Below are 23,924 nucleotides of genomic sequence, written 5' to 3'. Positions count from 1 at the left end.
AGCAAGGAGAATGGGGAGCGAAGCTCATACTCGTTCTATCATCCGATTATCATGGGGCTATCATTCGACGGCATGTTCACCTGGCCTTTTGCTGTGTTATAATGGAAATTGTCGTATAGTTTCCTTACATAGTCCGTCCGGTCGACAATTTCAGGGGAGGGATCGTTATACTGTATTTTACCGCTGGATTGATTTCGTTTTTAATCGTATTATGGCTTATTCCTCCGCTGCGGAAGCTGGCTTATAAAATCGATTTTGTGGACAAGCCGCGGCCCGACAGCGAGAGAAAGATTCATCGGGAACCGATTCCGCTAACGGCGGGAATCGCGATTTTTGCCGGTTTCGTCATTACATATTTTATTTTCATACGGGATAATTTCAGTCAATCGCTGGCGATTATGGCCGGGGGACTGCTCGTGCTGTCGATCGGGATCGTCGACGATTGGTACAAAACGCACGGCAAGGAGCTGCCCGCTCTGCCCAAGCTGGTCGTTCAGCTGCTGGCCGCCGTCATCGTATACCAATCGGGCATCGTCTTTCACGGCTTCACGAATCCGTTCACCGGGGAAGAGATTTTGCTGTGGACCTGGGCTCAGTTTCTCCTGACGGTGACCTGGATCTTCGGAGTGACGACCGTCATCAATTTCTCCGACGGGATGGACGGTCTGGCGGGCAGCTTGTCGACCATTTCCGCGGTTACTCTGTTCATTGTCGCTTTGGCCAAAGGCCAGCCGGATTCGGCGATGATGGCTATTTTGCTGGTCGGCGTAGGTCTCGGTTATTTGAAATATAACAAGCCTCCGGCCAAAGTATTTATGGGCGACGCAGGCGCTTCGTTCATCGGCTTTATGCTTGCGGTCATTGCGTTGAACGGCGCTTTCAAGCAGGCGACGGTATTGTCGTTATTCATCCCGATTCTCGCTCTGGGCGTGCCGATCTTCGACAATTTGTTCGTCGTCGTCAAGCGGTTCCTTAACGGCAAGCCGATTTATCAGGCCGACGCGACGCAAGCGCATTACCGCCTGCTCGCCAGCGGCTTGAATACGAAGCAGGCGCTCATGGTGCTATGCTTGATCAACGTATGCTTCAGCTTGACTTCGATCATTATTTTAATGCTTCACGTATAACGTCAAACGACCGTCTGGTTCGGGAGCGTCCCGGCCAGGCGGTTTCTTTGCTTACAAACGGCCGGCAGCTGCCGGGAGACGTATCGTCATCCGCCGCCGGCGATTTACGAGAGTCTGTATGACGGGTTCATCGGACAGATCCTAAAACAGTGTAAAGGGCATATCTATATAGTAATAAACTAAGAGGACTCAAGTTCAGCCCGGGAGGGAGAGGTCGGCAATGCAAACGACGACGCTGCACAACGGATTAACGGTCATCACAAGCCATAACGAGCAGGCGGTATCTACGCTGCTGTGTTACTGGGTTAAGGCGGGAGGGCATCATGAGCATGATTATCCTTACGGAATCGCCCATTTTCTGGAGCATATGATGTTCAAGGGAACGGCAGTCCGTACCAAGGAGCAAATCTCCCATGATATCGAATATTACGGAGGGAGGCTGAATGCGGCCACCGGCGTGGACCGGACGCGGTATTACGCCTATACGCCCTACGACCGGTGGAAGCAGGGCGTATCTCTGCTCACGGATATCGTGTTTCATTCGACGTTTCCGGAGCATGAGCTGCAGATGGAGAAGAAAGTCGTGCTGGAGGAGATCAAGCGATCGCAGGATCATCCCCGCGAATACGGCAGCCGCACGCTGCTGCGACTGCTGAGGGGAATGCATCCCGAACGCGCCGGCAATCTCGGCACGGAGTCGACGGTAAGCTCGATAAGCCGGGAAGATCTAGTGCGGTTTCATTCGCAGTTCTATAGGCCGGGCAATATCGTGCTGGTAGCGACGGGGCATATTCCGCATGAAGAGCTGGTTCGGCATGTAAGCGCTCTGGACATTCCCGCCGCGGAACCGGCTTCCGTCCGGCTGGACCCGCTGACCCGGTATCAGCTCGGCGGCCGCGTCGTTCATGAAGCGAGGGACATCCGGCAAGCGCAGCTGCATTGGGGGATGTACGGGCCGGATGCGTACAATGACGATAAGTACGCCGGATTTGTCGCCATGCACCTGCTCGGCGGCGGGCAGGGCTCCAGACTGTGGCGGCGCATCCGCGGAGAGATGGGGCTCGCTTACGAAGTGCGGGCCGGGCTTAGCCCTATGGTCAGCGAGGGTTTCATTACCGGCTATGTCGCGACCGATCCGCTGCGGCTGGAAGAAGCGAAAGCGGTTATACTGGAAGAGCTCGGCCGCATGCGGCAGGAGCGCATATCCGATGAAGAGCTGCAGCGGGCGCAAAATGCCATCGTCGGTCGCCACATGATCGCGCAAGACCAGGCGGAGTCGGTCAATGCCAGGCTCGCATCGCAGCAATTGTACGGACTCAATACGGACCCTTATCATTTCGCCGGGCGGATGAGAGCCGTGAGCGCCGACGCTGTGGCGGCATTCGCCCAAACCTATCTGCAGCAGGATCACATGTTGTTCGTGCAGGTTGGGCGCGCCGAGCAAACGCAAGAGGCGGACGCCGCCGAACCGGCGGTGTAAACTCTGTATGCGTGAAAGTGCGCCCGCTTTGCGGAGGGCTTCGAGCCGTTCATAGTACGGCGGCAGTGCCGCTTGGCGCCCTCACGGGTCTCGTTTCGTTCTATCCGGTTCATCGGACACATGCTTGGATGCCCGGTGAACACGAGTAAAGCCTCCCTCGCTTGGGTTACAGCGAAGGAGGCTTCTGTATCGTTCTGGGGCGATTCATGCGCTTGCCGCGCGCACCCGCCCGGGACTCACGGCTGCTTGGCGCCGGTAGGCTCTTTGCCGCTCAGTCCGCCGATGTATTGATCGTAGGCTTCGTATACTTTGGCAGCGATCGGAGCTGCGCCGTAGCGCCCGAATTCCCCTTCGGGAACGACGACGGCGACCGCCAGCACCGGGTCGTCGGCCGGAGCGAAGGAGATGAGCACCGCGTTATCGACGGTGCCGCCCGGCACTTCCTGGGTCGACGTCCCGGTTTTGCGGGCTACCGGATAGGGCAAATCCTCGATGCCCATCGCTCCGCTCTTCATTCCTTTAATGACCGTATCCCAATAGTTTTTCGGATAATTCACTTCATTCAGCACGACGGGCTCGAAGCCTTTGACCAGCTCGCCGCTTGCGGTCGTAATCTTGTCTACGAACTGCGGCTGCATCCGCTTGCCCCGGCTCGCCAGCGTAGCGGCGTACTGCGCCAGCTGCAGCGTCGTGTACTTCTCGTTCTGTCCCCAAGAGGCGTATACCATGGCGGATTGCATGCTGCTCGTCTTGGCGTTTTGGAAAAATTCATTCGACCCGGGGTACTCATTGGGCAGATTGCTGCCGGTCTTGACGCCCAATCCGAACTGGGCCAGGTGATCCGCCCATACATCCAGCACTTTCGACTTTTCGCCTCCGTATTTGTTGTACAGCGGAATGCCGACCATCGCCGACATGAACGTATTGGAAGAATTGATAATAGCCGTGGTCGGATTAAGCAAGCCGTAGGGATGTCTGTCCGAGTTGCTGATCATGGCCTTGTTCCCCGTACCGAAGGAGAAGGAGCCCGTATCGTTATAGGTGGTGCTTGGAGTGATGACGCCTTCGTCCAGGCCGACCAGAATCGTCAGCGGCTTCACGACCGATCCCATGTAAACGAGAGAGGACGGATGCTTGCTGCGTTCTTTGGCCGGATAATCGGGGTAAGACGTCGTAATCGTGCCGTTGTTGACGAACGGCATAATCTCGTTATATTTCTCCGTGCTCATGCCGCCGGTCCACAGGTTCGTATCGTAATCCGGCATGCTCGCCATGGCGACGACCTTGCCCGTCTTCACCTCCATAGCTACCGCATAGCCGGAGCGCGCATTCGGCGCATAGGCGAACTGGCCGGCGAGCGAACGGTTGTGCAAATAGCTCAAATGATCGACGATCGCCTGCTCGGTAGCGAGCTGCACGTCTTTATCGATCGTCAAATACAGATTATGGCCTTTCTCCGGGGGGACGAGCGTTGCGGGTCCGACAATCTTCTGCACCGCGTTGACCGGATAGCTCTTGATGCCTTTCTTGCCGCGAAGCTCCTCCTGGTACATCAATTCGAGACCGTCGAAGCCGACATCCTCGACGTCCAGGTATTCGTCCGTTTTGCTGCGGTAATAAGCCAGGCCGGATTCCGGGTTGCGCGCCGCGCTGAACCGCTTCATATAACCGACAAGCTGAGCGGCGATCGTCTGATTGTCGTACATTCGGATGCTGTCCTCGAAAATTTCGATTCCCTTCATCACGTCGCGATGCTCCATCAAATAGGCGATTTCCTTAGTCGACAAATCCGTCTTGATTCTTCTCGGTACGGAGTAATAGCTCGGCTCCTTCGTGCTGTTTTTGTCCAGATCGAAGCCGACGTCCATTCGCTTGAGAATTTCCGCAGCCGACAGCGGGGCGGCCTCAGGCTTGCCGTAATCGGCGAACACTTTCTCCAGCTCTTTGGCCAGCTCGATGATCTCATCCCTGTTGGTGGCTCGGCCTTCCACGCGGTAGTACAGCGACTGCATCGAACGGGACTGAGCGATGGCATAACCGGTGCGGTCGTAGATCGTTCCGCGGATCGGCGCGATGGGGCTTTCGCTGTTGGAAATCATATTCTCGACTTCCTTGAAATATTTGCCCTCGACAAACTGCAGGATAGCCAACTTGATGATCAGAACGCTGAACAACACGAACGTGACAAAAAAGAATAAATTCAACCGGACCGAGAAATGCTTCCGTTTCCGGATTTCCAGCTTCTCGGCCTGATCTTCGGTTTGCCGAAAAATGCCGCTTCCCACTTCTTGTTCACTCCCAGCTTTAATTCGTAATTTGGGCCGCCCCCAAGATGAGCACCCATAGTATAACGCCAGCCAAAAAGCCCGCCGCTGCGAAGACGGCAGCCTGTCTCCAATGCCCTCGCCGTCTTGCGCGGCCGTCCGTTGATCGCATTCACACCGACTCTCCTTATCTCTCCATAGTTTACCATGGGAGATGCGAATGCAGGAAAATAATTTTATAATTAAGACGCTTCAAGCGGGAGGAAGGTTACCCTTCGGCGGAGGCTAGTCACAAAAAATTCCCACAAAAGGGAACCATTTTGCCGGTGTATCGTCCAATTGGTTGTGAGGTGAACAGGGGTGGCTTTTGAATATTTGAAATCGATCTCCGGCGGGATGGATAAAAATGCCGTACTGGAAGAGCTGATGCATGTTTACGGCGACGACGTGTGGCATTACGCGTTTTTCTTAACCCGGAGAAAAGAGCTTGCCGACGACATTGCGCAGGAAGTGTTCGTGAAAGTATACGAAAGATTGTATTCGTTCCGGGGAGAGGCGACGGTTAAAACCTGGCTGCTCGCAATCACCCGCAATCTGGTGAAGGATCATTGGAGATCCGCATGGATGCGCAGGGTCATTCCGTTCGGGCTGCGGCGGCGGGCGGACGGCGGCCCGTCGGCGGAAGCGGAGGCGATGGGAAGGTTCGTTGCCGAGGAAGTATGGCGGATCGTGCTCGAGCTTCCCCGCAAGCTGCGCGAGGTGCTGCTGCTGCATGCGCATCATCAATTGACGCACACGGAAATTGCCCGGCTGCTCTCATTGTCCGAAGGGACGGTCAAGTCCAGATTGCACCGGGCGAGAGCCAAAGTAACCCAGCGGTTGAACGAGGAGGGAGCGCAATGAAGCGGAACGGTCCGGAGCAGTGGGAGAAGCGGCTGACGGAGCCGCCGGTAATGCGGGGGGAAGCGGGCTTTACGGAGCAGTTAAGGCGAAAAGTAAGGGAGCGTGTAGAGGTGGAGCAACGTCCTAGAAAGGCAGGCTGGGTCAAATGGAGTCCGGTATTGCTTATGTGCGTGCTGTCTGTGTTTGCTTTGACGAAGCAGGAGCAGCTTGAAGGAATGATTCGGCAGCTGTCGAAGCCGGCGAACCCGGCAGTGCTGGAGCCGATGGAAGCAGAGGAGGAGACGACGCTGAAGGTCGCTTATTTTCACGAAGATACGTTTATGGCCGATTACGGCAAGGCGTTCACGATCCGCTATCCGAATGTGGATGTGCAGGTGATCCCGTCGGGCGAAGTCGGCTGGAATACGGGCGATGCGCAGGCGTTGGCCGAGCTGATCGACAAGGAGAATCCCGATGTGCTGTATATGTCTCCGCAAATGTACGCCGAGCTGGCCAAGGAGGGGCGGCTGTATCCGCTCGATGAGGTGATGAGGCAGGACCGCTACGATCTGCAGGCCGTGTACGGCGGGGTTACCGATGAGCTGCGCAGGCTTGGGGGCGGCAAGCTGTACGGCGTATCGCCGATCTATGAGATGGAAGCTCTGTATTATAACAAAGACGTGTTCGACCGCTACGGCGTTCCTTATCCGAAGAGCGGGATGAGCTGGGAGGAGATGCTGCAGCTGGCGGCGCGGTTTCCGGCGAACGGCAAGGGCGAGGAGCGAATGTACGGGCTGGCGCCTTCCTACTATGACGACGCTTCCGCTTTGGCTGCGCGAATCGGCAAGACGCAAGGGCTCAGCCTGATCGATGCCGAGGGCAAGAAGGCGACCGTGCATACCGAAGGCTGGAACAAAGCGTGGGAGCTTGCCTTGGACGGCTACCGGAAGGGCTACGTATTCCGGCCTGAGCCGCGCCCGGAGGGCAACATACTGATGCAGGATATGCTGAAGACCAACCCGTTCGTAACGGGGCATGCGGCGATGGCCTTATCGGGATTTTCGATGAGCGGCAATTTGAAGATGGCGCAGAACCAGTACAAGATATCGCCGTTCACTTGGGATATCGTCAGTGAACCGGTCGATCCGGCCCGGCCGGACGAGTCCGCTTCCTTCACGCTCGGACCGGTATTCGCCATCAACGCCAAATCGGATAAGCTCAGGACGAGCTGGGAGATGCTCAAGCTGATCGACAGCGTGGAAATAGCCAAAAAGCAGAACCTCTCCTCCTTCGGAGGAAGCCTGAACGTGCGGCTGCAGACCGTAAAGCCCGACGACGCGCATAATTACGCGCCTTTCTATACGATGAAACCGGCCAAGACGGCGGATATACCGCTCCATCCGCGGGTGCTGCGCAAATTCAACGAAGCCTTCGCTCCGCTCGCCGCCCAGCAGGCGAAAACGATTCTGGAAGGGCGGGCGAAGCTGGACGATGCGCTCAGGCAGCTGCAGGACGATGCGCAGCAGGCGCTGTTCGGCGCAATGCTGGACAGCCGCAATTGACTCGCGCAAAGATTGCGCGGGTTGGACAGGAAATAAGGGGGCCGAGAGGTATAAGGGGCCGATAGGAGGAGACAGGCATGAATATAGAGAGTATGGAACGGACGGCGGGCCGGTGGCGGCAAGCAGGCATGCTGACGTTCGGCATGGCGATGGCCGGAGCGCTGCTGCTTGGCGGCTGCGAGAAGCGGGAGGAGACGGCCGCAGCGGGCGCCAAGGGCGTTATCCGGATTGCCATCGCAAACGAGGATACGTTTCGCATGGACTACGCCGATTATTTTGCCGCTAAATTTCCCGATCTGGATGTGGAGATTATCCCGACGTTAGGGCTGTACGATCAGGGAGGCGATCCCGTCAAGAAATATATGGACATCATTGACGAGAAGAAGCCCGATCTTTTGTTCACCGACACGTGGAGCTACGGAAAGCTGGCGGCAAGCGGCAGATTGTACGATTTGTCGCCTTTGATCGCCAAGGATAAGTTCGACCTGGACAATCTGCTGCCGGCCGCCGTCGATTATTTGCAGATCAAAGGGCAGGGGAAGCTGTACGGGCTGGCGCCGAAGTTTTCCTCCTCGGTCTTGTTCTACAACAAGGACTTGTTCGACCGGTATCGCATTCCTTATCCGGCGGCGGCGATGACCTGGGAGGATATGCTGCGGCTGGCGCAGCGCTTTCCCGCGGAAGGGGGCAAGGAGGAGCGGGTGTACGGGTTTCATATGGGCTACATGCAGTCTCCGCTCGACTTGATCCAATACATCGGACAGGCCGAAGGACTGGCGCATTTCGACGCCTCCGGCCGCAAGCTGATCGCCGATACGGACGGTTGGCGGCGGATTTACCGGCTCGTGCTGGACGGCTACAAGAGCGGGGCGCTGCAGTGGGACTATTCGCCGCCGGACAAGCAGCGCTTCGATAAGGAGGATGTGGAGCGCGAGGAGCTGTTCGGGGCGGGCAGGGCGGCCATGACGATATCCACCGCCGGGCAGGTTCGCAGCCTCCGGCAGCGGGAGGCTGCGTTTGCCTGGGATATGACGCCGGTGCCTTCCGCCGATCCGGCGCATCGGCAAAACCCGGATTTTTACGTATATCCGATCTTCAGCATCGGCTCCCGGGCGGAGAACGTAACGAACGCATGGGAAGTGATCAAATATTTCAACGGCGCCGAGGCGGCGAAAATCGAGATGAAGACGGAGCTGGAGCTGCCGGTGCGCCAGGCGTTCGCCAAGGAGATCGACGGCCACAGTCTGGAGCCGTTTTACCGGGTGAAGTATGAGGAGGCGGATAATTCGGATAACTATGCGGCGGTTCCTATGGAGTTCGGACAGACGTACCGCGAGCTGTCGCTAAAGCTGATGGACGCCATGCTGCAGGGCGGTCTCTCCGTAGAGGAAGGCCTGCGCCTGCAGCAGGAGCAGGGGCAGCGGGCGCTGGACGAGGCGCAAGCGGCCGCGAGGGCCAAAGCAGGCGAAGCCGGAGCCGAGGGGAGCTAAGGGCGGCTTCCATAAAAAAATAACCGGAGCGTAAGGAGACGCGGGGCGGGACTGCCCCGCCATCCGCAGCTGCCGGGACTCGATCTGCTCGGCAAGCGCCGGCGTGTCGGAACCTTCTGCGTGTTCCATGCCACAGGCGCCGGCTTTTTATGACAAAAGCGGCTCGAGGCTTTGGAAAGTTCTTTACATTTGACATTACGCGGATGTTAGTGTACATTTTTCTCAATATTTCCAAATCAACCGGCAATGAAGAGAAGAGTAAATAAATGGCGCTTGAATAGAGAGCCCCGGCAGCTGAAAAGGGGTCAGGCCGCTTTTATCGAACCAAGCCTCTGAGCCTCATACCGATCCTGGCGCCTGCGGCGCGAGGGGAGACTATGACAGGAGCTCCTGTTACAGAGCTAAGGTATCGCCCGTCCTTGCGGCCGGCCGTACCTGACAAGGCCGGCATGGCGACATGCCGATGAACTGGGGTGGCACCGCGAAGCATACTCTCGCCCCCAAGACTTCGATGTCTTGGGGGTGGGAGTTTTTTTGTTGTTTAGATCATGAAAAATGGAGGTGCCGCCAATGATGAACGACGGCTTGAACCAAGAAACACGCATGGCGCCGGACGCCGCAGCCGCACCGCATGTGACGGAACGCGTTCCTCGGCATTTCATAGAGGCGATGATTTTGGAGGATATCCGGCAAGGGGAGGACAGCGCCAAGGTATGCACTCGCTTTCCGCCGGAGCCGAACGGGTATCTTCATATCGGGAGCGCCTATGCGATTCATATTAATTATTCGATGGCGCGCGATTTCGATGGCGAGTTCCATCTGCGCTTCGACGATACGAACCCTCTCAAGGAAGATATCGAGTATGTCGATGCAATCGTGGAAGATATGAAATGGCTCGGGTTCGATCCCGGCGGCCATATTTATTACGGATCGGATTATTCCGATACGATTTATGCTTATGCCGTGCGGCTTATCGAAAGCGGCGACGCCTACGTGTGCGACTTGAACGCCGACGAGATTCGTGAATATCGGGGCACGCTGACCGAACCGGGAAGGGAGAGCCCTTACCGGGGCCGCAGCATCGAGGAGAATCTCGACTTGTTCCGGAGAATGAAAGCCGGGGAATTTCCGACCGGGTCCCGGGTGCTGCGGGCCAAAATCGATATGGCTTCGCCCAATATGAATATGCGCGACCCTGTGCTCTACCGTATTGTGCATGCGCGGCATTACCGGACTCAAGACCGCTGGTGTTTGTACCCGATGTATGATTTCGCCCATCCGCTGCAGGATGCGATCGAAGGCATTACTCATTCGCTCTGTTCGATCGAGTTCAAAGATCATCGCCCTTTATACGAGTGGTTTCTGGAAAAGCTTGCGATCCGTCCTGCGCCCAAACAAAGAGAATTCGGCAGGCTGAACCTTAAGGGTGCCGTTACGAGCAAAAGATACTTGCGGGAGCTGGTCGGCAGGGGATATGTGGACGGATGGGACGATCCCCGTCTCGTCACGATTCGCGGCATGCGCAGGCGAGGGTTCACGCCGGGCAGTATTCACCGCTTCTTGGAAGAAATCGGCGTGGCCAAAGCGGCGGCGACCGTCGATGTCTCCCTGCTGGAGCATATCGTTCGGGATGAGCTCCAATCGGCCGTACCCTGCGTCATGGCTGTGCTGCGGCCGCTTAAGGTCGTCATCACGAACTATCCCGAAGGGTGGAGCGAGTCACTGCCGCTGCCGTGCAATCCGAATCATCCCGGGCTCGGCGAGCGGATGCTGATTTTTTCGCGGGTCGTCTATATCGAGCGGGACGATTTCATGGAGCAGCCTGCCGCGGGGTTCCATAAGCTGTCGCCGGGCAAGGAGGTGCGGCTCAAGGGCGCCTACTTCCTGCGGTGCGAAGAGGCGGTGAAGGACCCGCAAACCGGCGAGGTCGTCGAACTGCGCTGCACGTACGATCCGCTGACCAAGAGCGGCACAGGCTTTACGGGCCGGAAAGTGAAAGGCACGATTCATTGGGTATCGGCCGAGCATGCCGTCCGGGCAGAGGTTCGCTTGTACGACAAGCTGCTGCTTGAGGACGATGCGGCTGCAGGCGAAGACGACGAAGACGGCGAAACGGCGTGGCTGAACAGACTGAATCCCGATTCGCTCATCGAGCTAAGCGATTGTATGGTGGAGCCGTATTTGTCCGGCGCGGAGCCGGGGAGTCGGTATCAATTCATGCGGCACGGCTATTTCAGCGTAGATACGAAGCTTTCTTCGGCGGAACGGCCGGTGTTTAATCGGATCGTTCCGCTGAAAGATCCTTGGAAGGGCAAGCAAGGCTGAGCCGGCAGGGGGCGTTGCGACATGAACGTCCCCATTGCCGCTCAGGCGCTGCCCATGATGGGGCAAGCAGCATTTGTGCCCGGCTCGCAGTATCCGGCGGGAAGGCCGCTTGCGCCGCCTGCGCGGAGCGTTGGCGAGCTTGGGCATCGCCGCTGACAGACGGCGCGGTCCGCGCGGCTACGCCCGCCCGCGAGCCTGCCGTCAGACCGGCTGCTTGAACGAGTACGCGAACCTGGCGGTCCGCACGGCCCGCTCGAACAGATCCGTATCCGGCATGGAGCGTTCCTTGGCGATCCGGATTACCCGCTCTATATCGTATTCGATTCTGCGGATTTGCACCGCCGTCTGTCCTTGGGCGATATCGACGATCGCGTAGCTTGCCCGGGCATCGCCGTCGAACGGGAGGCCGACGCTGCCGCAGTTGACGATTTGCCGGCCGAAGGCGTTGCGAGTGTAGGCATGATGGATATGGCCGTAAAGCACCATCTTGGTGGAAGAGTCCGTATGCAGGGAATCAAGCTCCTCCTCGAGCGACCACGGCCAGGTGATTTTGCCCAGGGAATCGGGCGCGGCATGATACAGCTCCGCTTGAAAGTCTCCTTCCCGAAATAGGTGCTTGACCGGCAGGCAGCCGAGATACCGCTGCTGCTCCTCCGAAAGCAGCTGCTTGTTGTATAGAAGCTGTCTTAAGTTCATCCGCTCTTTCTCGGTCTTCGGAATCCATTGCGCCGCGTCGGGATACTTGGCGAAATAATGATCGTGGTTGCCCTTTATGACCGCAAGCGGATTCAAGGAGTCCAGCAATTCCAGGCATTCGGCCGGCTGCGGGCCGCGCATGACCAGGTCGCCGAGAAAGACGACGGCATCCGGGCTTTGCCGGCGCAAGTCGCGAATGACCGCTTCGAAAGCGACGGCGTTTCCGTGAGTGTCAGAGATGACGGCAAGGCGCATAGGCGGCTACATCCTTTACTTAATGAGGTAAAATTTTCATATAATAACTGAAAATAGTATAGCGAATGTTTGTTCCCGTTGCAAGCGGATTTATATCGACCGTAATTGCGCCGGTGCGCATGGAATTATTTTCCTGACGGCGTATGCCTGCTAAAATAACAGCGCCAGATAGGAGAGTAGCCCGCTTCCGTCGAAATAGATAATGGAATGATGCTTGGAAAAATTGAATCTGCCTATAGGAGAGTCGCCTTGCAAAAGCTGGAATCATTGTTATTGGATATTGCCGCGAAGTTCTTTCAAGGACTTATGCTCATTGCCGCCGCAGCGGCAAGCTACGGCTTACTGGTCGACGGGAGGGCTCATTCGGCGCTCGTCGCCTTGCTGGGGCTTAAACGGTCGGCGGCAGGGGAAGGATGGCTGGCGGCGCCGGAAGCCGGGAGCGACCCGGTATGGCGGGTTTGCGCAGCCGTCGCCGTTAGTATCGCCATATGCTGCCTGGTCGGCTTGCTGCTCTCGCCGCTTGCCAAATGGATGTTCCGCCGCGGCCCTTTCCGCAGAAGCCGCCCGTTATGCTACAAAGAAAACATCCGGCTGATCGAGCGGGTTAAGGAAAAGCTGCAAACCGAGTACGAGGTCGTCACGACGGAGATCAGGCATAAGATGGGCTGGGTTCCCTATTATAGATGGGCGGCCCACCTGGCCTCGACCCAAGGCTGGAGAACGCCGCTGCATCAGTACAAGCTGCGGTGCCGGATGTACGGCTCCTTGACGTGCGTCTTTACAATCGCCGTATGCTGGGTCCTTGCGCTGCAGGCCGTCAGTCTGATCTTGCAGCTGCTGAACGGCTGGAGCGTGAACTGGCTGCCGTTCGCCTTGCTGCTCGCCGTCTTTCTTGCCGCCGCTTGCGTATCCAAAAGGGCTTACGAGGATTACTACGTGCGCACGGGCAATGAAGCGATGATGATTCTGCATACGTTCTTTGCGCCGCATAAGGAAACGAACCGTTAAACCCGCGGTTACGAACGGGCACGCCTCATCACGGATCGGAAGCGAAAGGACTTTGAGCACGCGGCAGGCGAAGCGCTCAAAGTCTTTTTTTCTAATTGTTGTCGCATTGGACAAGGGTGCATTTTTCCGACCGGTGGTTGTGAAAATCTGCAATTCGTTACCATATGATGGTGAGATTGTTTGGCTAGGCTGCGTTACGGGGTCATTGATACAAACATCTTCGAAATATATTGCATCGAAGTTCTTAGTATATACATATTCGATTCCTCCAACGCCTTGAATGGAATCCACTATATCCTCGGCTTCAGGAACTACACCAATTTCTCCGACAACATCGGCTTTGAAGATCGTCCCTGCGAAAAGTGGCCGGAGAATCGATAGCGAGTTGGATCGGCGTAAGCAATCGCCCTTGTCCCCAAGGGGCAACGGTAATCGGAAGATGCTTTCGCATGCGCAGTCGGTGTTGTTCACCGCGCTTATAAGCTTCCGCTCAAAAATTACTTGCCGCTTACATAGGCAAACGGCCGCATACGATGTATGATAGTAGACAAAACATTTGCACAATCCTAAGGCATTATCGGCCGGACAGGAGGAGGACATGGAGCAGGACAAGCTGCAGCTGCAGCTGCTGCGCAGCTATTTGGACAATACGCAAATTACACTGCAAATGGCGCATTATACGAAGGTCGGGGCGAACTGGCGAGTAACGAATATGATGACGGACGTGAACCGGTTTTATTTTATCCGCGAGGGAGGCGGCTGGATTCATATCCGCGGCAAGGACTACAATCCGAAGGCGGGGGAGCTGTATTTGCTGCCGGCGGGCATGAAGCTGTCTTATGCGCCGGACAATGCCGATCCGCTCGGCAAATACTGGTGCCACTTCTCCGCTACCGTTGGGGACGTCAACCTGTTTCAAATGCTGGATCTGCCGCATTGCATCCAGGTGCGGGACGAAGCGCGGCTGGAGAAGCAGTTTCAGCGGCTGCTGGAGCTGCATGCGAGCCCGTCGGTGTCCGCGCCGCTGAGGATCAAGGCGGTGCTGTTCGAAATGATCTCGGAATATATCGAGCAGTCGGAGTCTGAGCTTCATTTGGCCGCAACCTCGAGCACCTCCAAGATCAACATCGTGCTTTCTTATATCGAGCGGCATCTGGCCGAGCCGATCTCGGTAGAGGAGCTGGCGAAGCTGATCCACTTTCACCCGAACTACTTTATGCATTATTTCAAATCGATGATGGGCCTGTCGCCGATCGTTTATATTAACAAGAAGCGTCTGGAGAAAGCGCGCCGGATGCTGGCGACGACCGACTTGTCCGTCTCGGCGATCGCCGAGGAGATCGGCCTGGAGCTGTATTATTTTTCGCGGATTTTCAAAAAACAGTCCGGCCTGTCGCCGTCCGAATACCGCAAAGCGTCCGGCAAGGCGCTGATCGAGGACGATGAAATGCTGGGCGATCTGTAGTCTGCCCTGCCGATGAACCAGGCGGTAGAGCCGCGCGGGGCGACGACGAAGCTAATCGGGGCTTTGGCAAATAAAGCAATTCAATCCAGGCGCCCGATTAGGAGCAGGAGCCGCGTCAGCGACCGTTTTATGCCGCCGTCAGCAGCAAGCGGGAGCCTCTGCAGATCGTAAGCCGCGCCTAACATTCCCGCATCCGCAATAGTGGGCGATTCACTGGCCTGCCGAAGAACGTTTATAGCGGTAGGGGGTCAGCCCGACATGCTTTTTAAATAATTGGCAAAAATAAGGGAAATTGCTCAGCCCGATGGAGCGGCCGACTTCCTGGACGGTCTGGTCGCTTGTACGAAGCAGCCAGCATGCCTGGCGGATGCGCCGCGCCGTCAAATATTCGGTAATGCTCGTGCCCGCCGACTGGCGGAACATGGCCGATACGTGGTTCGGCGACAAATGAACGGCTTTGGCCAGCTCCTCCAAATGGAACTCCTCCATGTAATGCTCCTCGATCCATTCCATCACCTGCTCCGCTCCGGTCGATTTTTGCTTGACGGGCAGAGGGGCCTGCTCCTCCGCGGCGGCATGCCGCTTCAGCTCGTGCATAAGCGCGACGAGAAACAGCATCTGCTCCTCCAGCAGCAGATCGGGCGGCGCTTCCGCAAGCCGCTGGCGATAATCCGACAGCAGATGCGCCATTCGTTCTTGCGGGAGCCCGGAAAATACCGGGTTGCCGACAGGCTCTTTCCACAGCCGGTGAAAAAAAGCCTGCAGCGAAGCGAACGGAGCGAGGAAGCGCTCCAGCTCGGTCGGCTCGAATACGAACAAGGAACGAATATAGGGGGCGTCGGGTCCGAGCTTCATCTGAATCCGGTGCAGCTGAAACGGACGGAAATAAACGAGACTTCCCGGAGCCAGCTTCCGGATCTGCTGATTGACGAGAACGCTTCCATGGCCTTCATGCACATACAGCATTTCCATCCCTTGATGGGCGTGGAAAATTTCGACGAACTCGTGCGTGCGATCTCTGGCAAACGAAAGCTGAACCGGATGCTGATTCAAATTCATATAATTCATGATTTTCATCGGTGCGCTCACCTCGGGTCGGATCAATCGTAATATAACAACATTTTATCATAAACGCGCCAAACAATGGACCGGCTTTTTTTGTTAAGCTTACGGTAGCGGCCGGCGGAGCCGTTAGTTGACGGTTTCGGAAGCCGGACGACGAGGCATTCGCCCGGGACCAAAGCGAGCGGCTGCGGCCGCTGCATGACTCTTCGGAGCCTTGTCATAAGACGAGCATAGAGCAACTTTTACTTCATACGGTTGGAGCGTGAATAGATTGATTAAGATCAGATTGACCGGACAGTGGGAGCATCACCGGGGAAGCCTCGGCGGGCCATGGGAAGTGTGGCGCCAGGATAAGCTGCAAAACCATTACAATGTGCCGTGGCATGCCGTAGAGCTGCCGCATACGTACAACGGGCTGGACGTGCTGGACCCGGACGGCAAATATTATCAGGGGCAAGGCTGGTACAGAACGAAGCTGCAAGCGGACAATCCTTATCCGCAGGGCAGAACGCTGCTTCACTTCGAAGGGGCGGGCCAGCGCACGGACGTTTACGTGTATACGAACAAGGTCGGCTCTCACTTGGGCGGCTATGACGAATTTACGGTGGATATTACAGAGGCGGCCGCCGAAGCGCGCGGGATCGAACGTTATCAAGGGCTGATCCCTGTAGCGGTAGCATGCGATAACAGCCGCGAGCTGGAGACGATTCCGTCCGACGCGAGCGACTTCAATCTGTACGGCGGGATTTACCGTTATTTGAACTTGGTTTATGTGCCGGCCGTATCGCTGGAGCGGGTGCATGTAGAACCGAAGTTGTCTGATGATCATAGCAGCTGCCGCGTTGCGGTTCGCGCTGCACTCTATAACCCGGAAAACTTGCAGGATGAAGTTACTTTGAAAGTCGTCATCCGTAATCGTGAAGGCCAAGAGCTGGCACAATTCCAGCTTCGTGAGAAGCCTTGGACGGGAATGAAAGAGCTTGCCGTAACGGAGCTGGCGAATCCGACGCTGTGGACAACGGACGAGCCTTACTTGTACAGCTGCGAGGTTGTGTTGGAAAGCGCATATGGCCGCACGGAGCAGGTGGAGCGTTTTGGCGCACGCAGCTTCGAATTCGTGAAGAGCGGGCCGTTCAAGCTGAACGGCGAGCGCCTGCTGCTTCGCGGCACGCATCGCCACGAGGATCATGCCGGCGTCGGGCCGGCGATGACCGAGGAGATGATTCGCACGGAAATGCAGCTGATCAAGGATATGGGCGCGAACTTCATCCGTCTCGGCCATTATCAGCAATCGCGGATCGTACTCGACTTGTGCGACGAGCTCGGCATCCTCGTGTGGGAAGAGATTCCTTGGTGCCGCGGTGGGCTCGGCGGAGAGCAGTACAAGCAGCAGTGCCGCGACATGCTGACTGCAATGATCGAGCAGCATTATAACCATCCTTCGGTCATTTTGTGGGGACTTGGCAACGAGAACGACTGGGAATGCGACTTCGACTATTTTGATCAGGAAGAGATCCGCAAGTTTATGAAGGAGCTGCACGAGCTGTCCCACAAGCTCGACCCGAGCCGGCTTACGGCGATTCGCCGCTGCGAGTTTTGCAAGGACATTATCGACGTGTACTCGCCTTCGATTTGGGCAGGCTGGTACCGCGGGATTTATACGGATTACGAAGAAAGCAGCCGTCAAGCGTTCGAGAATGTTGATTCCTTCTTCCATATGGAGTGGGGAGCGGATAACCTGGCAACGCGTCATGTGGAAAAAACGTATACAGGCTTTGAGTTTATTAAAAGCGGCGACGGCGATACCGACGAGCGTGACGGGGATTACTTGTTAACCGGCGGAGAACCGCGCGTATCGCGCGACGGCGACTGGTCGGAGACGTATTTCTGCGAAATGATCGACTGGTATCTCAAGTCGCAGGAGAAGATGGATTGGCTGACGGGAGCGGCCCAATGGGCATTCAAGGATTTCGCCACGCCGGTGCGTCCGGACTCGCCGATTCCGTATTTGAACATGAAAGGCATTATCGAGCGCGACTTCACGAAAAAAGAAGCCTATTACGTCTACCAATCGTACTGGACCACTAAGCCGATGGCCCGCATCTACGGCCATACGATGCCGGTGCGCTGGGGAGCGGAAGGCGAGCTGAAATCGTTCAAGGTCTACTCGAACTGTACGGAAGCCGAGCTGTTCTTAAACGGCGAGAGCCTCGGCGTGAAGCGGCGCGATTCGCAAAACTTCCCGGCGGCAGGCTTGCGCTGGGAAAGCGCTCTGAAGCCGGGAATGAACCAAGTGAAAGTCGTAGCGACCAAAGACGGCGTGACCGTGACCGACGAGTTATCGTTTGAATACCAAACAGAAGCTTGGGGTCAACCGGTCGAGCTTAAGCTGAACTCCAAGAAGCAGGAAGACGGTACGGTTGTCGTGGAGGCGGTCGCTCACGACGCCAACGGCGTGCGCTGCCTCGACGCCTTGAATTTCGTTCGCTTCGGCTTAACCGGCGACGGCAAGCTGATCGACCGTCAAGGCACGGTGCGCGGCTCCAGCCTCATTCAGCTGACGAACGGACGCGCCCGAATCGTGATTGATCCCGTAGGCGGAGCAGCTGCCAGCGTACCGGTGACCGGTTTCGTATCGGCAGGCGGTCCTGCGGCGAGCTTGGCTGCCAGCGGAACGAAGCATGAACCGGTTTCTATCGTAAGCGTAGCAAGCGCCGGCTTGCCGACCGCATTCTTAACCATCTAAAGTGATTGGCGCAGGGTGTGCTTTGGCCCATCCTGCTTCCTATAAGCTTCATTCGATTGTTCAACAGCCATCCTAAAGGAGGAATTATCAAATGACAACACTGGATACGAGCAAGTTGAAGCAAGCATCGAATTTGCAAGAAGCGCTGCCGCATCTCTGGGAAGCATTGCAGCAAAAAGTAGACCGTATGATTACCCAATTGGGGGACAAGTCTCCTCACGTAGCGCCAGCTGACACCGGAATTTACGACGATATGCGCCATGACTGGTGGACTTCGGGCTTTTGGCCGGGCATTTTGTGGATTATGCACGAGATGACGGGCAAGGAGCATTACAAAAATGCCGCATGGGTATGGGATGAAAAGTTCGAGCAAAAATCAATCCAGCAAAACAATTTCCACCACGACGTAGGCTTCCAATACTTGCCTACAGCCGTTATTAAATACAAGCTGACAGGCGACGAAGACGGTAAGCGCCGCGGGCTGGCCGCCGCCAATTTCCTGGCGGGGCGCTTCAACATTGCGGGCAACTTCCTGCGCGCGTGGAACCAGGAGAAAATCGGCTGGTCGATCGTCGACTCCTCGATGAACCTGTCGATCCTGTTCTGGGCGGCCGAAGAGATTAAGGACCCTCGCTTCAGCCATATCGGCAAAGCCCATGCGGATACCGTTGTGAACCATTTCATCCGTGAGGATGGTTCCGTTAACCATATCGTCAGCTTCAATCCGGAGACCGGTGAAGTGATCGAGTCCCTCGGCGGTCAAGGCGCGGGACCTCATTCTTCCTGGAGCCGCGGCGCGGCTTGGGCGCTGCACGGTATGGCTAACACGTATCGCTACACCGGCGATAAGAAATATTTGCGCGCGGCGCAGCGCGTAGCGCACTACTTCTTGTCCATGCTGCCGGAAGACTACGTGGCGCATTGGGATTTCCGCGCGGCGGAAAACTTGGCCGAAGAGCCTCGCGACACCTCGGCTGCATCCTGCGCCGCTTCAGGCTTGCTTGAGCTGGCGGAAGCACTGCCGGGCGTTGAAGGCAAAGCCTACCGCGACGCAGCGGAGCGCATGCTGCTCTCGCTGACGCAAAACTACGGCACTTGGGACCGTCCCGAGCACGAAGCGATTCTGCTCGAAGGCACCGGCAACAAGCCGGCCGGCCAAAACATCAACGTCTCCCTTATCTACGGAGACTACTATTACGTCGAAGCCATCGCCAAGCTGTTTGGCTGGAAAAGCCGCATTTTCTAATCGATTCGGCGGGCGCCGGAACAATAATAATGAAGCAAGCTCCTTCTCGCTGTGTGCGAGCGGGAGCTTTTTTATTTTCGGGGCTCCCCGCAAAGTACCTGAATCCGGCTTCGAAGCCATGGCTTCACTTTGTGGGGGAATGTTAATGAGCCCGATACTGCCGCGGATTCATGCCCGTCATCCGTTTGAAGAACCGCGAAAACGTAAAAATATCCTTAAACCCCAACTCCTCCGTAATATAAGAAATATTGAATTCGCTGTACCGCAGCATTTCCTTGGCTTTTTCCAGCCGAACCCGATCGATGAAGGACTTCAGATTTTCCCCGGTCAGCTGTTTGAACAGCTTGGATACGTGGCTGCGCGTATAAGACAGCCGCTCTGCAATCTCATCCACATTGACCGGCCTTCCGTTTCGCTCTCTCACCATATCCGTAATGGCGCGAACAATCCGGCTAGGCTCATCCTCCGCTCTGCAGAAATCCTCCGATTCGATATACACGAAGAGAGATTCCAGCATCCCTTCCACGAACGTTTTTTCATAAGGTCTTAGGATCGTTCCTGTAATCGTCGCGAGGAGCGATGCCGTAAATTTCTCGGTAAACAATGATTTCGGAATCACGCCTCCCCATGGCTCGGCATGTCGGACGTTCCGTTCGAACTTCAGCGTCACCCAGGCGGCTCCCGGCATGTCATATCTGAATTCATGCCCCTGGTAAGGAGGAATGAGCAGCATATCTCCGGCATTCAGCACCTTGCCGCTCTCTTCAAGCAGCGTATACGCAATATGCCCCCTAGTAACAATCTCCAGCTGCCAGAATGAATGGGAGTGCAAAGAGACCTTCCCGTAATCCTGTTTTTCCCCTTTAAACAAAATAAGCAGATTGGAGTTCATCGAATATTCCTTCCCTCTACCGAATATCTTCCCTTACCATATCAATGATCACACAAAACGACAAGTAATGATTCGATTTTGCCATTCGTCCCTATTTCGCGGGGTGTTACACTAGCTATGTAAAATAATGACGGAGAGGCGTGGGTGGAACATGGCCAAAGTAGGAGTCTTAATGCCGGTTAGTATGCAAAAAGCTATATTTTCGGAAGCGAGCCGCAATGAGCTTGAAGCGGCTGCCCAAGTAAAATGGAATCCGACGGATGTACAGTTTAGCGACGAGGAAGCGGCTGCTTTTTTACAGGATTGCGAAGTATCTATAGGGTCCTGGAGAACGCCTAAGCCTACGAAACCCATCCTGGAGGCATGTCCTTCGCTCAAGCTGTGGGAGCATGCCGCAGGTTCGGTCAAAGGCTTCTTCACCGACGATTTGCGCGGCAGCGATATTATGATCGCATCCTGCGCTCCGGCGATAGGGAAGACGGTAGCCGAGATGGTCCTTGGGGAAATGATCATCGGCTTGCGCCGAATCATTCCGAATGCCCAATCGAACCAAACCGAATTTAGAGCGCCGGTACCCAATAAGCTATATTTGGCGGCATCGACGGTCGGCATCATAGGCGCATCCCAGGTAGGCCGATATTTCCTGCAGCTCGTGCGGCCTTTCGGTCCAAAGGTGCTGCTGTACGATCCGTATATCACGCAGGAAGCCGCGGCAGAGCTTGGGGCGACGAAGGTGGATACGCTGATGGAGCTTTGCGAGCAGTGCGATGCGATCACGATGCATACCCCGATGACGGACAGCACGCGCCGTATGATGGGGGCCGAACAATTCCAGGCGATGAAGGATGATGCGGTCTTTATTAACTCCTCCCGCGGCGGCTGCATTGATGAGCAAGCATTGATTGCGGAGCTGGAAAAAGGGCGTCTGTTCGCTTTTCTCGATGTGTCCGATCCGGAGCCTGCAGAGATGAGCAATCCGATCCGCACGCTGCCTAACTGCATTTATACATCCCATTTGGCCGGTGGGCAAAGCTATCATATCGGCCAGCAGGCGGTTGAAGATGTAAAGGCTTTCTTGAACGGCGCCAAACCGAAAATGGTCGTTACCTGGGATATGCTGGATCGTTTGGCTTAGCCGGCAGAGAGGGGAGGTTGGATCGATGCTGTACACCTTGTTTCCTAAGTTTTTGCAAAGCTATGATGTTAATCGGCTCGCTACGGTTGCCGGAGAGAGCGGCTTCGATGCGGTCGATTTGGTCGTTCGCGAAGGCTATTGGGTTACTCCGGAACGGTTTGCGGAAGAAGCTCCCGCCTTTGTACGGGCCATGCAGCGCAGCAATTTGAAGGTGGAGTTCGCCACAACCGGTTTTTCGCCGGAAATGCTCGCACAGGACGACACCCCTTTGAAAGTCATGTCCGATGCGGGCATCCGCAGCTTTCGCATGTCGTACTTCGCGTATGACGAGCAGGAGCATTTGTTTGCCCAAATGGACAAAGCGCGTGCCTTGATGCATCAAATGGCCGAGCTGTGTTCCAAATACAAGCTCAAGGCGGTGTACCAAATCCATCACGGGGACCGTATGCTCATTCATCATTCCTATGCGGCGCTGTCCCTTGTAGAAGGTTTGCCGTCCGAGTACGTCGGCATTATGCCGGACCCGGGCAATCAATTTCACGAAGGAAACGATAACTGGAGAAGAGCGGTTATGACGCTAGGAAGCTATCTGGCCGGTATGGGAATCAAGGATGCCAAGTACGTGTACAATCCGGAAGGCAGAACGGCTCCGGGCAAAGGCTGGGGCAAGCAGTGGACGCCTTGTCAGGACGGCGTAACGAATTGGCATGCGATCGCGAAGGCGCTGCATGAAGCGAAGTTTCAAGGCGTGCTGAACTTTCAGCCTTTTTATCATAGCAGCAGCTTGGATCTGCTAATTCCTGCGCTGCAGGAAGAGGTGGCCTACATTAGGAACTTGATGAGCGAAGCGGGGAGGCTGGCCGGTCATGAAGCCGTATGATATTACGATAACAGGCTTGCAGTTATATGAACTGCCCGTGCAAACCCGCGTTCCTTTGAAGTTCGGCGCCGAGGTGCTGACGACGGTAACCTGCGCAAGAGTATGCATCCAGACGGAAAATCGGCTAGGCGAACGTGCGGAGGGCTGGGGGGAAACGCCGTTAAGCGTACAATGGGTATGGCCGAGTTCCCTTAGCTACGAAGCGCGCGAGCAAGCCTTGAAGAAGATGTGCCGCCTTATTGCCGAGGATCTGCCCGAGTGGAAGGAGCAGGGCCATCCGTTCGAGCTGGGCGTACGGTATCTGAAGCAGCGTCTTCCAGGGGTGGTCGATGCTTTTAACGCAAGCTCGGGCTTGCCCGAACCTGTGCCGTATTTGGCGGCGCTCGTCTGCTTCTCCTTGTTCGACATTGCGCTTCATGATGCTTACGGGCAAACGAATCGGGTCAACATCTATGAGACCTATAACGGGACCTATATGAACGCGGATTTGTCCGCTTACCTGGAGCCGGCAGCAGGGTCATCGGTCAGCTTCGATGGGGTGTATCCGGAACATTTTTTCTCCATTCCTGAGCAAAAAGAATTGGTCGCATGGCACTTGGTAGGAGGCAAAGACCTGCTGTACCGGCACGAGTTGACCGGCGACGAACGCGACGACGGCTATCCGTACACGCTGGAGGATTGGATTGAACGAGACGGCTTACGATGCTTGAAGGTCAAGCTGACAGGGAATGATCCAAAGTGGGATTACTCTCGGCTAGTGCAGGTCGGAGAAATCGCATTGGCCCGCCAGGTCGTATGGCTGACCGCCGATTTCAATTGTCAGGTGACGGATTGCAGCTATGTGAACGATATTTTAGACCGGTTAATGCAGGAGCATCCGGAGATTTATAAAGCGATTTTGTATATCGAGCAGCCATTCCCTTATGAACTGGAGCAGCATCGGCTTGATGTCCGCAGCGTCAGTGCGCGCAAGCCTTTGTTCATGGACGAAAGCGCCCACGACTGGGAGCTTGTCAAGCTGGGGCGGGAGCTCGGCTGGACCGGCGTTGCGCTCAAAACTTGCAAGACGCAAACAGGCGCATTGCTCAGTCTCTGCTGGGCCAAGGCACATGGCATGACGCTGATGGTGCAGGATTTGACGAATCCGATGCTCGCGCAAATTCCTCATTTACTGTTAGCCTATCATGCAGGTACAATTATGGGAGTGGAAACGAACGGGATGCAATTTTACCCGGAAGCCTCTCATTACGAAGCCCGGTTTCATCCGGGGTTGTATCAGAGAAAGCAAGGTAAAGTACAGCTTGGCAGCCTGACAGGCTACGGATTCGGCTATCATGTCGAGCAAATCGCCAGACCTCTCCCTAAGCCTACTGTATGCTATTAGACAGCGGAAAGGCGGTGCAGCC

General features: G+C 56.1%; 19 protein-coding genes. 14 read left to right on the top strand and 5 right to left on the bottom strand.

Going from position 1 to position 23,924, the window contains the following annotated elements; all coding sequences use genetic code 11:
* Positions 1-188 precede the first annotated feature (188 nt).
* The gene (locus tag N0M98_RS13905) at positions 189-1,127 is read left to right on the top strand and encodes an MraY family glycosyltransferase (RefSeq protein ID WP_375295485.1); all 939 of its coding nucleotides are present in this window, start codon (positions 189-191) and stop codon (positions 1,125-1,127) included.
* Positions 1,128-1,347: 220 nt separating this feature from the next.
* Positions 1,348-2,607, top strand: a complete 1,260-nt coding sequence (locus N0M98_RS13900) for a M16 family metallopeptidase (protein WP_259618237.1) — start codon at positions 1,348-1,350, stop codon at positions 2,605-2,607.
* Positions 2,608-2,843: 236 nt separating this feature from the next.
* On the opposite strand, the gene N0M98_RS13895 is transcribed toward N0M98_RS13900, so the two are convergent.
* On the bottom strand, positions 2,844-4,892 hold the full coding sequence (locus N0M98_RS13895) for a peptidoglycan D,D-transpeptidase FtsI family protein (RefSeq protein ID WP_259618236.1): 2,049 nt from the start codon (positions 4,890-4,892) through the stop codon (positions 2,844-2,846).
* A 19-nt stretch (positions 4,893-4,911) separates the two neighbouring features.
* On the bottom strand, positions 4,912-5,043 hold the full coding sequence (locus N0M98_RS13890; protein ID WP_259618235.1) for a hypothetical protein: 132 nt from the start codon (positions 5,041-5,043) through the stop codon (positions 4,912-4,914).
* A gap of 188 nt (positions 5,044-5,231) precedes the next feature.
* Between N0M98_RS13890 and N0M98_RS13885 the strand changes: the two genes are divergently transcribed.
* From N0M98_RS13885 to N0M98_RS13865, 5 genes are all read left to right on the top strand, one after another.
* Entirely contained in the window at positions 5,232-5,774 is a 543-nt protein-coding gene (locus tag N0M98_RS13885) for a sigma-70 family RNA polymerase sigma factor (RefSeq protein ID WP_249860961.1), read from the top strand.
* Positions 5,771-7,315 (top strand): ABC transporter substrate-binding protein, encoded by a 1,545-nt coding sequence (locus tag N0M98_RS13880; protein WP_259618234.1) that lies wholly within the window; start codon positions 5,771-5,773, stop codon positions 7,313-7,315. Before N0M98_RS13885 ends, N0M98_RS13880 begins: the two co-directional genes overlap by 4 nt.
* A 77-nt stretch (positions 7,316-7,392) precedes the next feature.
* A complete protein-coding gene (locus N0M98_RS13875; protein WP_249860963.1) occupies positions 7,393-8,805 on the top strand; it encodes an ABC transporter substrate-binding protein in 1,413 nt (470 codons plus the stop codon).
* 603 nt (positions 8,806-9,408) lie between these two features.
* A complete protein-coding gene (locus N0M98_RS13870) occupies positions 9,409-11,130 on the top strand; it encodes a glutamine--tRNA ligase/YqeY domain fusion protein (RefSeq protein WP_259618252.1) in 1,722 nt (573 codons plus the stop codon).
* 21 nt (positions 11,131-11,151) lie between these two features.
* Positions 11,152-11,286: a hypothetical protein gene (locus N0M98_RS13865; protein WP_259618233.1), complete on the top strand. Its 135-nt coding sequence runs from the start codon at positions 11,152-11,154 to the stop codon at positions 11,284-11,286.
* A gap of 45 nt (positions 11,287-11,331) precedes the next feature.
* Here the strand turns inward: N0M98_RS13865 and N0M98_RS13860 are convergent, their stop codons facing one another.
* The gene (locus N0M98_RS13860; protein WP_249860964.1) at positions 11,332-12,081 is read right to left on the bottom strand and encodes a metallophosphoesterase family protein; all 750 of its coding nucleotides are present in this window, start codon (positions 12,079-12,081) and stop codon (positions 11,332-11,334) included.
* Positions 12,082-12,330: 249 nt separating this feature from the next.
* Here N0M98_RS13860 and N0M98_RS13855 point away from each other — a divergent pair, with 249 nt between their 5' ends.
* Together N0M98_RS13855 and N0M98_RS13850 are read left to right on the top strand one after the other, a co-directional pair.
* Positions 12,331-13,089, top strand: coding sequence for a hypothetical protein (locus N0M98_RS13855; RefSeq protein WP_249860965.1), 759 nt, complete (start codon positions 12,331-12,333; stop codon positions 13,087-13,089).
* 598 nt (positions 13,090-13,687) lie between these two features.
* Complete coding sequence (locus tag N0M98_RS13850; protein ID WP_249860966.1) at positions 13,688-14,554, top strand: AraC family transcriptional regulator; 867 nt, start codon at positions 13,688-13,690, stop codon at positions 14,552-14,554.
* Between the two features lie 210 nt (positions 14,555-14,764).
* Here N0M98_RS13850 and N0M98_RS13845 read toward each other — a convergent pair whose 3' ends face one another.
* The gene (locus N0M98_RS13845; RefSeq protein ID WP_249860967.1) at positions 14,765-15,631 is read right to left on the bottom strand and encodes an AraC family transcriptional regulator; all 867 of its coding nucleotides are present in this window, start codon (positions 15,629-15,631) and stop codon (positions 14,765-14,767) included.
* Positions 15,632-15,890: 259 nt separating this feature from the next.
* Here N0M98_RS13845 and N0M98_RS13840 point away from each other — a divergent pair, with 259 nt between their 5' ends.
* Positions 15,891-18,365 carry a glycoside hydrolase family 2 TIM barrel-domain containing protein gene (locus tag N0M98_RS13840; protein ID WP_375295484.1) on the top strand — a complete coding sequence of 825 codons (2,475 nt, stop codon included), beginning with the start codon at positions 15,891-15,893 and terminating at the stop codon, positions 18,363-18,365.
* Positions 18,366-18,456: 91 nt separating this feature from the next.
* Positions 18,457-19,611: a glycoside hydrolase family 88 protein gene (locus N0M98_RS13835; protein ID WP_259618231.1), complete on the top strand. Its 1,155-nt coding sequence runs from the start codon at positions 18,457-18,459 to the stop codon at positions 19,609-19,611.
* A 142-nt stretch (positions 19,612-19,753) separates the two neighbouring features.
* Here N0M98_RS13835 and N0M98_RS13830 read toward each other — a convergent pair whose 3' ends face one another.
* Positions 19,754-20,503, bottom strand: coding sequence for a helix-turn-helix transcriptional regulator (locus N0M98_RS13830; RefSeq protein WP_249860970.1), 750 nt, complete (start codon positions 20,501-20,503; stop codon positions 19,754-19,756).
* Positions 20,504-20,654: 151 nt separating this feature from the next.
* On the opposite strand from N0M98_RS13830, the gene N0M98_RS13825 reads away from it, so the two are divergent.
* The 3 genes from N0M98_RS13825 to N0M98_RS13815 are packed head-to-tail and all read left to right on the top strand — an operon-like array spanning position 20,655 to position 23,902.
* The gene (locus N0M98_RS13825) at positions 20,655-21,638 is read left to right on the top strand and encodes a hydroxyacid dehydrogenase (RefSeq protein ID WP_249860971.1); all 984 of its coding nucleotides are present in this window, start codon (positions 20,655-20,657) and stop codon (positions 21,636-21,638) included.
* 25 nt (positions 21,639-21,663) lie between these two features.
* Complete coding sequence (locus tag N0M98_RS13820) at positions 21,664-22,518, top strand: sugar phosphate isomerase/epimerase family protein (RefSeq protein WP_249860972.1); 855 nt, start codon at positions 21,664-21,666, stop codon at positions 22,516-22,518.
* Entirely contained in the window at positions 22,505-23,902 is a 1,398-nt protein-coding gene (locus N0M98_RS13815; RefSeq protein ID WP_249860973.1) for an enolase C-terminal domain-like protein, read from the top strand. Before N0M98_RS13820 ends, N0M98_RS13815 begins: the two co-directional genes overlap by 14 nt.
* Positions 23,903-23,924: the final 22 nt, after the last annotated feature.

The organism is Paenibacillus doosanensis (assembly GCF_025060755.1).
Classification (GTDB): domain Bacteria; phylum Bacillota; class Bacilli; order Paenibacillales; family NBRC-103111; genus Paenibacillus_S; species Paenibacillus_S doosanensis.
Note: the sequence above shows the minus strand (reverse complement) of the source record. Positions and strands in the feature narration are given on the sequence as shown.

Excerpts from the sequence above, each read along its gene's own strand:
- N0M98_RS13875 (WP_249860963.1), top strand. The coding sequence starts at position 7,393 with ATGAATATAGAGAGTATGGAACGGACGGCGGGCCGGTGGCGGCAAGCA.
- N0M98_RS13880 (WP_259618234.1), top strand. The coding sequence starts at position 5,771 with ATGAAGCGGAACGGTCCGGAGCAGTGGGAGAAGCGGCTGACGGAGCCG.
- N0M98_RS13865 (WP_259618233.1), top strand. The coding sequence starts at position 11,152 with ATGAACGTCCCCATTGCCGCTCAGGCGCTGCCCATGATGGGGCAAGCA.
- N0M98_RS13860 (WP_249860964.1), bottom strand. The coding sequence starts at position 12,081 with ATGCGCCTTGCCGTCATCTCTGACACTCACGGAAACGCCGTCGCTTTC.
- N0M98_RS13815 (WP_249860973.1), top strand. The coding sequence starts at position 22,505 with ATGAAGCCGTATGATATTACGATAACAGGCTTGCAGTTATATGAACTG.
- N0M98_RS13850 (WP_249860966.1), top strand. The coding sequence starts at position 13,688 with ATGGAGCAGGACAAGCTGCAGCTGCAGCTGCTGCGCAGCTATTTGGAC.
- N0M98_RS13900 (WP_259618237.1), top strand. The coding sequence starts at position 1,348 with ATGCAAACGACGACGCTGCACAACGGATTAACGGTCATCACAAGCCAT.
- N0M98_RS13825 (WP_249860971.1), top strand. The coding sequence starts at position 20,655 with ATGGCCAAAGTAGGAGTCTTAATGCCGGTTAGTATGCAAAAAGCTATA.
- N0M98_RS13890 (WP_259618235.1), bottom strand. The coding sequence starts at position 5,043 with ATGCGATCAACGGACGGCCGCGCAAGACGGCGAGGGCATTGGAGACAG.
- N0M98_RS13835 (WP_259618231.1), top strand. The coding sequence starts at position 18,457 with ATGACAACACTGGATACGAGCAAGTTGAAGCAAGCATCGAATTTGCAA.
- N0M98_RS13830 (WP_249860970.1), bottom strand. The coding sequence starts at position 20,503 with ATGAACTCCAATCTGCTTATTTTGTTTAAAGGGGAAAAACAGGATTAC.
- N0M98_RS13820 (WP_249860972.1), top strand. The coding sequence starts at position 21,664 with ATGCTGTACACCTTGTTTCCTAAGTTTTTGCAAAGCTATGATGTTAAT.
- N0M98_RS13845 (WP_249860967.1), bottom strand. The coding sequence starts at position 15,631 with ATGAAAATCATGAATTATATGAATTTGAATCAGCATCCGGTTCAGCTT.
- N0M98_RS13870 (WP_259618252.1), top strand. The coding sequence starts at position 9,409 with ATGGCGCCGGACGCCGCAGCCGCACCGCATGTGACGGAACGCGTTCCT.